General features: G+C 37.2%; 15 protein-coding genes. 8 read left to right on the top strand and 7 right to left on the bottom strand.

What is annotated here, in order from left to right:
• Nucleotides 1-71: 71 nt before the first annotated feature.
• The 6 genes from BCF58_RS03645 to BCF58_RS03620 form a co-directional block, all read right to left on the bottom strand.
• Complete coding sequence (locus BCF58_RS03645; protein WP_121460424.1) at nt 72-1,079, bottom strand: vWA domain-containing protein; 1,008 nt, start codon at nt 1,077-1,079, stop codon at nt 72-74.
• Nucleotides 1,079-2,071 (bottom strand): VWA domain-containing protein, encoded by a 993-nt coding sequence (locus BCF58_RS03640; protein ID WP_121460423.1) that lies wholly within the window; start codon nt 2,069-2,071, stop codon nt 1,079-1,081. The genes BCF58_RS03645 and BCF58_RS03640 overlap by 1 nt, the downstream gene beginning before the upstream one ends.
• A complete protein-coding gene (locus tag BCF58_RS03635) occupies nt 2,064-2,960 on the bottom strand; it encodes a BatD family protein (RefSeq protein ID WP_185144820.1) in 897 nt (298 codons plus the stop codon). Before BCF58_RS03635 ends, BCF58_RS03640 begins: the two co-directional genes overlap by 8 nt.
• 84 nt (nt 2,961-3,044) lie before the next feature.
• A complete protein-coding gene (locus tag BCF58_RS03630; RefSeq protein ID WP_121460421.1) occupies nt 3,045-3,908 on the bottom strand; it encodes a DUF58 domain-containing protein in 864 nt (287 codons plus the stop codon).
• 77 nt (nt 3,909-3,985) lie between these two features.
• Complete coding sequence (locus tag BCF58_RS03625; protein ID WP_121460420.1) at nt 3,986-4,438, bottom strand: GNAT family N-acetyltransferase; 453 nt, start codon at nt 4,436-4,438, stop codon at nt 3,986-3,988.
• A 13-nt stretch (nt 4,439-4,451) separates the two neighbouring features.
• On the bottom strand, nt 4,452-5,456 hold the full coding sequence (locus BCF58_RS03620) for an AAA family ATPase (RefSeq protein WP_121460419.1): 1,005 nt from the start codon (nt 5,454-5,456) through the stop codon (nt 4,452-4,454).
• Nucleotides 5,457-5,705: 249 nt separating this feature from the next.
• On the opposite strand from BCF58_RS03620, the gene BCF58_RS03615 reads away from it, so the two are divergent.
• From BCF58_RS03615 to BCF58_RS03580, 8 genes are read left to right on the top strand one after another with little or no spacing between them, the layout of a single operon-like run.
• On the top strand, nt 5,706-6,176 hold the full coding sequence (locus BCF58_RS03615) for a DinB family protein (RefSeq protein ID WP_121460418.1): 471 nt from the start codon (nt 5,706-5,708) through the stop codon (nt 6,174-6,176).
• A gap of 5 nt (nt 6,177-6,181) precedes the next feature.
• Nucleotides 6,182-6,514 (top strand): hypothetical protein, encoded by a 333-nt coding sequence (locus BCF58_RS03610; RefSeq protein ID WP_121460417.1) that lies wholly within the window; start codon nt 6,182-6,184, stop codon nt 6,512-6,514.
• Nucleotides 6,514-7,275, top strand: a complete 762-nt coding sequence (gene rlmB, locus BCF58_RS03605; protein ID WP_121460416.1) for a 23S rRNA (guanosine(2251)-2'-O)-methyltransferase RlmB — start codon at nt 6,514-6,516, stop codon at nt 7,273-7,275. The genes BCF58_RS03610 and rlmB overlap by 1 nt, the downstream gene beginning before the upstream one ends.
• A gap of 27 nt (nt 7,276-7,302) precedes the next feature.
• Complete coding sequence (locus BCF58_RS03600; protein WP_121460415.1) at nt 7,303-8,352, top strand: DUF6263 family protein; 1,050 nt, start codon at nt 7,303-7,305, stop codon at nt 8,350-8,352.
• A 10-nt stretch (nt 8,353-8,362) separates the two neighbouring features.
• A complete protein-coding gene (locus BCF58_RS03595; RefSeq protein ID WP_121460414.1) occupies nt 8,363-8,581 on the top strand; it encodes a hypothetical protein in 219 nt (72 codons plus the stop codon).
• 30 nt (nt 8,582-8,611) lie between these two features.
• On the top strand, nt 8,612-11,146 hold the full coding sequence (locus tag BCF58_RS03590; protein WP_121460413.1) for a YfhO family protein: 2,535 nt from the start codon (nt 8,612-8,614) through the stop codon (nt 11,144-11,146).
• Between the two features lie 55 nt (nt 11,147-11,201).
• Nucleotides 11,202-11,510 carry a GIY-YIG nuclease family protein gene (locus BCF58_RS03585; protein ID WP_121460412.1) on the top strand — a complete coding sequence of 103 codons (309 nt, stop codon included), beginning with the start codon at nt 11,202-11,204 and terminating at the stop codon, nt 11,508-11,510.
• Nucleotides 11,511-11,564: 54 nt separating this feature from the next.
• Nucleotides 11,565-12,869 carry a glycosyltransferase family protein gene (locus tag BCF58_RS03580; RefSeq protein ID WP_121460411.1) on the top strand — a complete coding sequence of 435 codons (1,305 nt, stop codon included), beginning with the start codon at nt 11,565-11,567 and terminating at the stop codon, nt 12,867-12,869.
• Here BCF58_RS03580 and BCF58_RS03575 read toward each other — a convergent pair.
• On the bottom strand, nt 12,854-13,492 hold the full coding sequence (locus tag BCF58_RS03575; RefSeq protein WP_121460410.1) for a hypothetical protein: 639 nt from the start codon (nt 13,490-13,492) through the stop codon (nt 12,854-12,856). The two genes, BCF58_RS03580 and BCF58_RS03575, sit on opposite strands and share 16 nt — an antisense overlap.
• Between the last annotated feature and the right edge of the window lie 36 nt (nt 13,493-13,528).

Below are 13,528 nucleotides of genomic sequence, written 5' to 3'. Positions count from 1 at the left end.
TTATATGTTAAGAAACAGGTTTTCATTTGTTAAAATTCGGTTAAAGTAAACGGCCGGTAGCGATTGAGAAATTACACATTAAAATCTCTTTTAGGATTGAAAATATAAATCAAAAAGAAGAAGAACAGGGAAACCGCTAAAAAATACTGATAATAATGATTAGCATTTTGAGATTTCACCAATGTTTCCGAAGATGAAAGCTTCTTGTTGACCGCATCAATAATTTTATCCGGTGATTCATTGATATTGTTTCCATCAATATAGGTTCCTCCGGTGGATTCTGCTATTTTTTTGAGCGCTTCCGTCTGTCTTTTCGAAATAACAGTCTGCCCGTTCATATCAATTTTATATCCCATTAACTGACCGAATTCATATTCAGGAACCGGCGCACCTTCATCCGACCCTATTCCCACTGAGGTTACAGTGATCCCCTGATTATTAGCTAAACGGATCGCCGCATTATCATTCCCTTCATTATCTTCTCCATCGCTTAGCAAAATCACTTTCCTTGAATCTTTACTTACGTTTTTAAATTTTTCAACTGCCGCCTGCATTCCTTTCAGAAAATCCGTACCCTGAATTTGCATGGATCTGGTTTCTATTCCGCTGATGTAGGTTTCCGCAGAACTATAATCCGTTGTCAGTGGCATTATGGAAATGGCTTCTCCTGCAAATATTACAATTCCTACCTTATCGTTTTTCATCTTCTGCATCGTATTGATCATCAGATTCTTGGCTTGAGTCAAACGACTGGGCTCTATATCTTCCGCATTCATCGAATTGGATACATCGAGCATAAACACTACATTATTCAGTCTCTGATTGCTTTTTACTTCTTCTGAACCATTCAGCAGATCAATAATTGAAAATATCAGGAAAAGGGTTCCCAAAAGATATAAAGCAGGAAAGAATTTAATAAAACCGGATTTTTTCTCAAACAAATTTTCATGAAAAGAATTGTCTGCAAAAATTTCTCTTTTTTTCTTTTTCCATTTCAGAAAACGGATCAAAAAGAAAGCCAGCAGAGGCAAAAGCAACAGCAATAATAAATACCAGTAATTTCCCAAATACCACTCCATCAGCTTAGAATTTTATAAAATACCCATCTCAGTAAAGCATCAATGACCAACATACCTAAAGCGATCCACAAAAAGATCTTAAAATATTCCTGATAATTATACAGCTTCGATACTTTTACATCCGACTTCTCCAGTTGGTTGATTTCATCATATATTTCCTCCAGGCTGCTATTGGAAGTTGCCCTGAAATATTTACCCCCTGTTGTCTGTGATACTTCTCTTAATGTATTCTCATCAATGGTTACTTCCGTTTCCGTGAATATCAGATCACCAAAAATATCCTGTGCCGTAGGCATCAAAGCATATCCATTGGTTCCGATTCCTATGGAATATACTTTTATATTGTTGTTTTTAGCCAGTTCTGCCGCGGCCATCGGAGGAATTGCATTTTCAATATTGCTTACACCGTCTGTCATCAGAATGATCACTTTACTTTTTGCCTTACTTTTAACCAGGTGATTGACAGCAACGGCTAATCCTTCACCAATCGCGGTTCCGGGTTCAAGACCGGCAGAATTCAAATTTTTTATTTCATCCACCACCACCTGATGATCAGAAGTTACGGGAACTTTCGTAAACGCTTCCGCAGCATATGCTACAACACCGATTCGATCGTTGGGCCGCTTGTTCACAAACTTTGCTGCAATGTCTTTTAATGCTGTAATACGATCCGGTGACAAATCTTTGGCCAACATACTCAGGGAGACATCAATAGACAGCATAATATCCACACCTTTGGTATCGTCCCTGTCCTGGGAGACCGTAAAAGTTCTCGGCCTTGCCATCGCAATGATCAGTGCAGACAGGATGATGTATTTTGATATTTTTAAAAGAAAAAGCACCAAATGGATACCACCACTGCTTTTCATGTGCTGAACAGTGGGAACCTTAATCCCTTTTTTCTTCTGCTTGCTTACATCCTTAAAAAAAACAGGAATCAACAGCAGAAAAAGAAGCAGGAACCATGGACTGTAAAATTCGAAATTAAACATCCTTTCTTAAGTTTTCAAATTCTAAATCTTTTGATGACCTTTTCACAAATTCTCTGATATCTGTAAAATCTTTCTCCATAGTATCTTTATCCGGGAATGTTTTGGCAAATTTCACCAGGTCTCCTCTTACAAAAACTTCTTCCACTACTTTTTCATTTTCCTGAGAAATGGTGTTGTTCTTTTTCATAAGCTGTATCAGATCGTCTGTTAATAAGACATCTGCCGGTACATGATACTGTCTGGTGATAAAATTTCTTGAAATATCAATAAGTTCCACATAGAAGGAACGATAATTACCTTCTTCGATATATTTTTTCTTTTTAAGTGAATCCAGCTCTTTCAGCGTCTGATTGGTTGCCACCACAGGGGAGCTTTTTTTCTTTCTGCCCCATTTTACAAACATAATAATGGCTAAGATCAAAGCAATTAAAGCTAAAGCTGCAAGGACATACCACTTATAAAGTTCCCAATAATCGGTTGCCTCCAGTTTTACGTCTTTGTTCTTCATGATGTCATTAATCTGGTCTCCTTTTTGAGCGGTATTAATGACTTCTATTTCATAAGGAATAGTTTTTAAAATTCTCCCTCCTACATTGAATTCAAGCTCAGGAATAGTGAATTTCCCTTCCTCATACACCGCAAATTCTATTTTCCTTTCATAGGAATTGGCATTGACTCCTATGCTGTCTTTGATTTCTTCGAAATGAAAAGGAAGCAATTCATCCTTGGGAGCAGCAGAAACTTTTTGCCCTCCGATATTATCAATTTTAATAATAAGATGATCGGTCTCCCCCAATGCAAGGGTTTTCTTCTCGATATTGGAAGAAAGCATCTGTGAAAAAGCATTGGCACAGACCAGGAAACATATAATAAATAGTATTTTTTTCAACTTCAAAAATAAATTTTGGCTCAAGCCTAATTGGTTTTTATTTATTTTATATTGAACGGGCTAAAGCCCGCTCCCTTTGATCTATTATTTCTTCTGAAAATAATTATATAGCAATTTTGAATAATCCGCACCTGCATTTACATTCATAAAGCCTGCCGAACTATTCGCAAAATCTTCTTCCAGGGCTTTTACTTTTTGTTTTTGGGCTTCTGCAAAAGTATATCTCCATCTTGCACTGGATGTATCCGCCCAAACCTGAGCTCCGGTTTCTACATCGTACAGCAAAGCATACCCTACATCAGGAATTTCATTGTCCTTTTCATCATAGATTCTCATTCCCAACACCTGGTGTTTTTTCGAGGCTGCCCTTAAAATTTTAGAATCATAGGGGTTTTCGAAATCCGAGAATAAGAAAACCAGGGATTTTCTTTTAAAAATTCCCATCATATATTCCATCGCCTTATCAATGTTGGAAACGGAAGGAACGTAATCTGCCGTTAAAATATTACTGATAATGGAAAGAATATGTTTTCTTCCTTTTTGCGGCGGAATCACTTTATATACTTTATCTGCAAACAAGATCAGGCCTACTTTATCATTATTGCCTGCTGCGGAAAAACCTAAGCTTGCCGCAATTTCTGCCACATATTCTCTTTTCAGTTGTGTTTTTGTGCCGTAATCCATGGAAGCGGAAATATCTACCAGCAACATCATCGTCAACTCCCGTTCTTCCTCCATCACTTTTACAAACGGTTCGCGGAAGCGTGCTGTTTTATTCCAGTCAATTCTACGGATCTCATCTCCGAACTGATAAGGGCGGACTTCCGAAAAAGTCATTCCCTGTCCTTTGAACGCACTGTGATATTGCCCCATTAAAGTAGCTTCCGTCTTTTTGCGGGTACGGATTTCTATCTGCTTTACTTTTTTTACAATATCTTTTATTTTCATTTAGATTACAGGTTTTAGATTACAGGTTATAGATGAGGAAGAATGAAACTCATAACTCATAACTCATAATTTATAACTTAAAACTCTATTGATACATTTAACCATTCATCATCAAATTTCGGATTGTATTTTTTGTAGAAATTGATTGCCGGTTCGTTCCAGTTGAGTACCTGAAAAACCATTCCGCTGTAGGAATTGGATTTTCCATATTCCAGTGTAGCATCAAACAATTTTTTGCCAATCTGCTTTCCTCTCATTTTTTCCGTCACTACCAGATCTTCAAGATACAACCTTCTCCCCTTCCATGTTGAATATCTGTCGTAATACAATGAAATTCCTACAATTTCTTCATTAATTTCTGCTACAAAAGCTCCCCAAACCGGAGATTTGCCAAATCCGTCTTCGGTAAATTGCTCCAGGCTTACAGTAACTTCATGCAAAGCTTTTTCATATTCAGCAAGTTCTTTGATCAGCTCCAACATAGGAGCACAATCTTCCTGAACAGCTTTTCTGATTACAATTTCTTCCATTTAAGTGATATGATTAAGGAGCCTGAATCTTGGACAAAATTCTATTGATGATTTCTTCACTCGAAATTTCTTCCGCTTCAGCCTCAAAAGTAAGACCAATTCTGTGTCTCAGCACATCTTTGGCTAATGTTTTCACATCTTCAGGAATCACAAATGCCCTGCCTCTCAGGAAAGCATAAGCTCTTGAAGCGATGGCAAGGTTAATGGACGCTCTCGGAGAGGCTCCGAAACTGATATAATTCTTAAGCTCGGAAAGTCCGTATTTTTCAGGATAACGTGTTGCAAAAACCATATCCAAAATATACTTTTCAATTTTCTCGTCCAGGTAAATCTGGTTGACAAGATTTTTGGCATCAACAATATTATCCAAAGAAATCACAGGTTTAATTTCAGGCTGATGGGAGGTGGAAACCATTCTCATCACAGTTCTTTCATCTTCAAATTCAGGGTAGTCGATTCTGCATTTCAGCATGAAACGGTCACTTTGTGCCTCCGGCAACAGGTAGGTTCCTTCCTGGTCAATCGGATTTTGAGTAGCCAATACCAGAAAAGGCTTTGGAAGTTTCATGGTTTCGTCGCCAATGGTCACTTGCTTTTCCTGCATCACCTCCAGAAGAGCAGACTGCACTTTTGCAGGTGCACGGTTGATCTCATCCGCCAACACGAAGTTGGCAAAAACAGGACCTTTTTTTATTGAAAAATCATTGTCTTTGATGTTATAAATCATGGTTCCCACCACATCTGCGGGAAGCAGATCCGGAGTAAACTGGATTCTTGAGAACTCACCATGTACAGCTTCCGCCAATGTCTTTATGGCTAAGGTTTTAGCCAAGCCCGGGACCCCTTCCAAAAGAACGTGCCCATTCCCCAAAAGACCTACCAAAAGACGGTCCACCATATATTCCTGTCCAATAATAACCTTGTTGATTTCTTGTCTCAGAAGAGAAAATAAATAGTTTTGTTCCTTTATTTTTTCCGTTAACTGACGAATATCTTCTGCTTGATATGTATCTGACATAGTTTAATTTAAAATAATTGGTAAATTTCTAATAAATACTTGCATTAATCAACACAATTAATGCCATTTTTAAGTTAAAGTTTGTTAAATATTCCCGCATTGATGCGAGATTCCGAACAGTTGAACCTTTAAAATGCAATTAAAATATTAGATTTTTTCATAAAAATATATAAATTTATAGTAAACTCAGACTCAAAAATTGTCATTTCCAGTTTATTAAACTATTTTTGGTGATTAAAATTTTGCAAAATGAATTATCATTTTCAAGCTCACAGACAGGTAAGAAGGAACCTTTTGGATATTTTACAAAATACGTCTCATGAAGACCTTTTGTTAATTCCTGATGGTTTTAACAACAATATTTACTGGAATATTGCACACACGGTTGCCACTCAGCAGCTTTTGCATTATTATTTAAGCGGAAATCCTTTCAGAATTGATAAATATTGGATTGAAACCTATAAAAAGGGAACTTTACCTAATCTGAATGTTCAGAAATCCGAGGTGGAAGACCTTGAGTTTTTACTGACTGAGACTTCAAAAATTTTAATGAAAGATTATGACAGCGATTTCTTTTCAGACTATACGCCTTACACGACAAGCTTTGGTTTAGATCTGAAGAGTATCCAGGACGCCATTATTTTCAACAATATGCATGAAAGCCTTCATTACGGCTATGCCATGGCACAAAAAAGAGCAATTTTAGGAGAAAAATATTAATAATTATGTCTGTTCGCGGTAGCTTCCATTTTAGACTTACTAATACCGGAAATCTGATTGGTGAATATATGAACAATGTTGAGCATGCCATTTTATCGGAAAGTGCTAACAGAATCAATGAAGGTACAGGGTTTGTCGGGGAATACATCACTTCATGGGTTGAAGACAATCAAGCTATGATCAATAATTTAAAAATCGAGGAAACATCTGCAAATGTTTTCAAACTTGTCTGGTCCGATCTGGAAGGTAATCCGATATTTGAAGGAAAAGCAACCCTTCTGGAAGAAAACACCATATACGGACATTATTCCGGCAAACAACATTTAACTGAAGATTAATGAATACTACCAACGATAAAAAAGATGATTTTATTTTCGGGCTTCGTCCCGTGATTGAAGCTATTGAAGCTGGAAAAACAATTGATAAGATCTTTGTGCAGAACGCACTGCAAGGTCCTATTTATGCTGAGCTGAAAGCTGTTTTAGCTAAAAATAAAATACGTCCCAATTATGTTCCGGTTGAAAAACTGAACCGCTTTACCAGAAAAAACCATCAGGGAGTGGTGGCTTTTATTTCTGATGTCCCGTTTCATAAAGTAGAGGATCTTGTTCCTCAACTGTTTGAAGAGGGAAAGACTCCTTTTCTGCTTATTCTCGACAGGCTTACGGATGTAAGAAATTTCGGGGCCATCTGCAGAACTGCGGAATGTGTAGGAATAGATGCCGTGATTATCCCTGAAAAAGGAGCTGCCCCCATCAATTCAGATGCTATAAAAACTTCCGCAGGAGGAATTTATAATATCAAAATCTGTAAAGAAGCCAACCTGGCCCACACTGTAGATTTTCTTCAGCAAAGTGGTATTTCGGTATTTGCTGCGAGTGAAAAAGCTCAAAAACTGATTTATGATATTGATTTCACAGAACCATGTGCTATCGTAATGGGAAATGAGGAAACGGGAATTTCCAAAGAAGTTTTACATCATTCCGACGAAAAAATAAAATTACCTATTGAAGGAAAAACACAATCCTTGAATGTTTCTGTGGCGTGTGGAGCCATCCTGTATGAAGCAATGAGACAGAAACTTACGAAAATCAATTAATCCGATAACATTAAAAAAATAATCAAAATGAAAAATATAGCAGCACTAGCGCTGATTTCCATAGCTTTGGTTTCTTGTAAAAAAGAAACGGCAAAAATCACAAAAGTAGATCCGAAAACAGGAAAGACCATTACAGTGGAAGTTCCGGCTGACTCTGTAGCCAAAGTGGAAGAAAATCCGGCTATTAAGGATTCTGCGGGGATCTATACCCAGTCTTTCAAGCTTGAAAAAGGAAAAACATATCCACTTGTAACGTATCAGAGAGATGTAAAAACCATGACAGACCCTCAGGGGAAATCGATTACGGGAACAAGTGAATCTACTGATGAAATGACTTTCACGGTAAATGACATCAAAGGAAATGTATATGATATGACCCTAAATCTTGTCGGAAAAAGAAATTCACAATCCGCACAGGGAAAAACAATTGTTGTAGACACTAAACAACCGATGCCTAAAGAAGATGATCTGAAAATGATCTGGAACATTAATAAAGCGCTTACTTCGGGAAATAAGCTGAATATGAAGATGGATACAAAAGGACATGTGATTTCCATCACAGGTTTTGAAGCCATCTACACCAAAGTAGGTAATGCTGTTGGAACGCTTATCAAAGATGCCAATCAAAAAGCTAATGTTGTAGCGAGCCTTAAGGAAACTTTCAATGAAAACATATTGAAAGATCAGTTCAATAAAAACCTGACTATTATTCCTAAAAAAGGAGCAAAAGTTGGAGATAAATGGACGAATACTGAAAATGCGGATCCAAGCGGAACCATTAAAGTAACTTCAAGCTATACGCTGAAAAGTGTCGGAAACGGTACGGCAGAAATTTCTGTGACAGGAGGAATTCCTAAGAAAACCGAGAAAAAAACACAGGGACCCATTACGCATAGCCTGAGCAGTGAGCTTGCTCAAAACGGGACTATAAAATTTGATCAGAATACAGGATGGATCACCAACCAGAATATTACGGTAAAAACCACCCAGATTGAAACCATTTCAGATGGAAAGCAATCCCAGTCTATGAAAAGCGTTTCCAATTCTTCGGTGATGATCAACCCTTCTTCCAAATAATTGAAACATCATGAAATATATTTTTGAGCTTGTACTTGCAGCCATTATTATTTTCTTTGTCTGGAATATCCTTAAAAGGATCTTCTTTAAGACATTTTACAGTTACAGATTTAACAACAATAATAAGCAGGAGGATATACAGAACTCAAATAAAAATAACAGCCACAATCTCAAATGGGACGCAGAAACTGTAGATTATGAGGAGATTAAAGAAAATGATAAAAGGTAAAAATTCCGGCAATAAAAGATAATAACCAGCATGGCAAAAAATAAAAACTTAATTTATATTGCAATTTCATTAGTTGTATTTATAGTTTTAGCATTTTTATATTCCACTCCTGTTTTTACAGGAAAACAGCTTTTTCAGCATGATATTGTTCAGTACAGAGGGGGCGCCAAAGAACTTCTCGATTATAGAGCAGATACCGGAAAAGAAACCTACTGGAGTGATTCCATGTTCGGAGGAATGCCTACCTATCAAATGGGAAGCCAGTTTAAGGGGGATATCATAAAAAAAATTGACAGCTACCTGAACTTCCTTCCGAGACCTGTTAATTATCTTTTTTTACTTTTTGCAGGGTTTTTCTTTTTAGGAATGGTTGCGGTGAGAAACTGGAAGTATGCTTTATTGGGAGCCACTTTCTTTGGACTCTCCACCTATTTCTACATCATCATTGCTGCGGGGCATAATGGTAAAGTGAATACGATTGAATATTTCGCACCGCTTTTAGCCGGTATTTTGCTGGTTTATATCCGTAAAAGCTATATTTGGGGATTCATCGTCACCACCCTGTTTATGGGTCTTCAGATTGCGGCAAACCATCCACAGATGACTTATTATCTGTTTATTGCGTTAGGATTCCTTTTCTTATCTGAACTCATCAGAGCCATCCAGAAAAAAACACCGATGAAGCATTTCCTTATTTCTTCAGGAATTATTGCTGTGGCGTGTGTAATTGGCGTTGGAATGAATTCCCAAAGAATCATGGCCAATTCCGAATATGTGAAAGAAACAGTTCGTGGAAAGCAAATCCTGAACAATGAAAACCATACTTCAGGAGAATCGGGAATGGATAAAGAAAGTATGTTGATGTGGAGCTATGGCCAGCTTGAAACATTGAATCTTTTTATTCCCAGATTAATGGGAGGCGGAAGCCAGGAACCTGAAGCGAAAGAAATTATGAACAGGGTTCAGGAGCTTGTACAGGAAAATGTTTCTTCCCAGTCTGAAATGGACAGAATTTCCAAAGGTTTCAGCGGAGTGACCTATTGGGGTGACCAGCCGGGAACTTCCGGACCTGCTTATCAGGGAGCTATTGTATGTTTTCTGGCAGTGTTAGGATTCTTTTTCGGGTGGAAAAAATACCGTTACTGGATATTGGGAGCTTCTATTCTGACTATACTACTGGCTTGGGGAAGCAACTTTATGCCTTTATCCGATTTCTTTATAGATTTTGTACCCTTCTATAATAAATTCAGAGCCCCATCCTCTATTTTGGTGGTCGTGGAATTATTATTCCCATTCATTGCTATCATAGGATTGTACCGATTCTTCACAGATGAAAAGCTGACGGAAGAATACAAAAAGAAAACCCTTATGTATGTAAGCGGCGGAACATTGGGATTATTACTGATCTTATTGCTTTTTGGAAAATCTCTTTTAGTTTTTGCAACTGCCAACGAGAAGACGTATTTCCCTCCTTTCCTTTTGGATTTCCTTGTAGAGGAGAGATACAAATTATTTAAAATTGATGCTATCAAAGCATTCCTGTATGTTGCCATAACAGCGGCGGCTTTATTCTTTGCCTTAAAGCAGAAATTAAGTCAGAATGTAGCATTAATCATCATTGGAGTAGTAAGTTTATTTGATCTTTGGACCGTGAATAAACGTTATCTGAATGATGAAAACTATGTAGACAAAGTTTTTGCGGAAAATCCTTTCCAGACTGAAAGCTCTGACCTGTTGGCTGAAAAAGTGGCCGGAAATCCGAATTTAGAATCCATTCTAGCGAATGTTCAGGTGAATAAAACACTGGAAACCATCGCTGAAAAAGATAAGTCTCATTACAGAATTTTCAATAATATTTTAGGAACCTTCAGTGAAACCAATACATCATACTTTAAATCGTCTATCGGAGGTTATCATGCCGTGAAATTAAGAAGATATGATGATGTAATCAACGAATACTTCCAGGTAATGGATTCGGTAAGAGTTCCTAATATCCTGAACCTTCTTAATGCAAAATATTGGGTAGCGGGCGGACCTGAACAACCTCAGGCGGTTCCTAATCCAAAAGCTAATGGAAATGCGTGGTTTGTAAATGATCTGAAATTTGTGAATACACCTAATGAAGAGATCAAATCTATTGGAGTGATCGACAGTAAAAAAACTGCCGTTATTGCTTCTTCAGATAAGTCTTATTTTAATAACAAACCCGTTCAGGCAGATTCTACAGCATACATCAATTTAACAAAATATCAGCCGAATGAGCTGGAATTTAAATCCCATTCCAAAACTCCTCAATTGGCGGTATTTTCTGAGATTTATTATCCTCACGGCTGGAAAATGTTTGTGGATGAGAAAGAAGTTCCCTATATCAAAGCAGATTATTTGCTTCGTGCCGTACATGTTCCGGCGGGAACCCACAATATCAGAATGATATTTGAGCCGGAAGTGATTGAAAAGGGAAAATGGATTTCTTTGCTTTGCTTTGGATTATTTATCCTGTTAAGTGCTTTTGGCATCTTCTGGATGAATAAGAAGAAAAAGAAAGAGCTTACAAAAACTGTCTAAATTCCCGTCTGTCATTCTGAACGAAGCGAAAGCGGAGTGAAGAATCTCAAATCAAATGAAGACTTTAGCAACTCATAACTATTATGTGTATATACTGACCAACAAAACAAAAACAGTATTATATACAGGTGTTACTAATAATTTGAAAAACAGATTATACTGGCACCAAAATCCAGAATCCAGTGAAAAAACTTTTACTTCAAAATATAAATGCTTTTATTTATTATATTTTGAACATTTTGATGATATTGACACCGCAATAATCAGAGAGAAACAAATAAAAGGATGGACAAGAAGTAAGAAAGATAATTTAATTAATGAATTCAATCCCAGTTGGAAGTTTCTGAATGAGGAAATAGAATAAGATTCTTCACTCCGCTTTCGCTTCGTTCAGAATGACAAGCAGTATTCATAATCAATGGAACATAAAAAAATATTAATCATCACCTATTACTGGCCTCCTGCAGGAGGTCCCGGTGTACAGCGATGGTTGAAATTTGCTAAATATCTTCCCGATTTCGGTTGGAAACCCATTATTTATACTCCGGAAAACCCAAGCTATCCTTTATTGGATGAAAGCTTGATAAAAGACGTTCCTGAAAATATTGAAATGGTAAAAACAAAGATCTGGGAACCTTACCAACTGGCCGAAAAGCTTAATAAGAGCAATAAAAAATTTAAAGCCGGGCAATTCGATGTGGGTACCCATCAAAGCTGGAAATCCAAACTTTCTATCTGGGTAAGGGGAAACTTTTTCATTCCGGATGCAAGAGTTTTCTGGGTAAAACCCTCTGTGAAATTTTTAGCGCATTACCTCAAAGAAAATAAAATAGATGTGGTAGTAACTTCAGGACCACCCCATTCTTTACACCTCATCGGGTTACAGCTTAAAAAAAAGATAACGGGTCTGAAATGGATTGCCGATTTCCGGGATCCATGGACTGAAATTTCTTATTACCAACATTTAAAGCTTACTAAAAGCTCCGACAGGAAACACCGACAATTGGAAAGTGAAGTTTTTAAAAATGCAAATATTACCCTGGCTACAAGCTATACCGATGCAGAAAATTTCCGTAAGGCGGGAGCTAATGCAATTTGCATTACCAACGGTTTTGATGAAAGCGATTCGGGCAAAACAGATCCGCAAAAGAGCAAAACAGCAAAGTTTACTTTGAGTTATATAGGAGTGTTGGAACAGCTGAGAAATCCTGAAAAACTTTGGAAAGCTCTTGATGAACTGGTAAAAACCCACCCGGATTTTGCAGAAAACTTTATTCTAAAATTTGCCGGAAGAGTTGATGATAAAATCCTGGACTATATTGAGAATTCAGCCTTAAGAAATCATATTCTCAATTTAGGATATCTTTCTCATGATAAGGCTATTGAAGAAATGCAAAGCTCAGATGTATTGCTGATCACCAATTTCCCCAATGAATCTTCCAAAGGAATTATCCCGGGGAAAATATTCGAATATCTGGCTACCGGAAAACAGATTCTTTCATTCGGTCCTGATCAGGCCGATGTTTCTAAAATACTGGAACAGACACAGGCAGGTAAACATTTCAGCTATTCCGATTCCGAATCCATTAAAAGTTTTATCCTGAAAAAATTTGAGCTATGGAAAAACGGCAACAGTATTGAAAGCATTCAAAATATTGAGCAGTTTTCAAGAAAAAACCTCACTCAACAATTAGCTGAAGTGTTGGATCAGACCGTCCATTGATCATTCACTACAGCAACCAGATAATATTTTCCCTGAAATTTTTCAAAGACAAAGCGAAGTGTTTTCCAATCCATTTCGCCATACTTCTCTGTTCCTTTGATATAGTTTTCGGTAAAATCGTTCTTTGGATAGATTTCCTTTACATTATTCAGTGAATTTCCTGTTTTCTGAAATTCATTCAAAGAAAACTGAGAAACTGTGAAGTCTTTTGAAAACACCCATTTCTGCAGATAATCATTAATCGTCACCTTGTATGAATCCCCTGAACCGTCCAATGCTCCCCAGGTGAAAATAGTTTTAGCGGAAGAGTATTTTTCAAAATCGGCTTTTGAAAAATGCTTATCCCCACCTGGATCTACGAAAGCATACATAGAAAACCGGACTCCTTTTTCAGGGTGTATGAATTCAGCAAATTTTTTGTAATCCTTATTCTTTAGAGCCTGCAAAAGCTCATCATTTGTCTTTCTCAAAACTTCTTCCTTATTTACCGGAATGGGTATGGAATCTTTGGGCTCAACTTTAGTATGAGAGACAGAATCTTTTTGATCCTTAACAGGTCTATTAGGTGCTTTCTTACAAGCCAAAACAGTAAGGGCAAGCAGAATTACAAATAATTTTCTCATCTTTTATCATTTTGAAAAAATAACCAAAACTAATGC

The sequence above is a fragment of the Chryseobacterium defluvii genome (assembly GCF_003634775.1).
Lineage (GTDB): Bacteria > Bacteroidota > Bacteroidia > Flavobacteriales > Weeksellaceae > Chryseobacterium > Chryseobacterium defluvii.
Note: the sequence above shows the minus strand (reverse complement) of the source record. Positions and strands in the feature narration are given on the sequence as shown.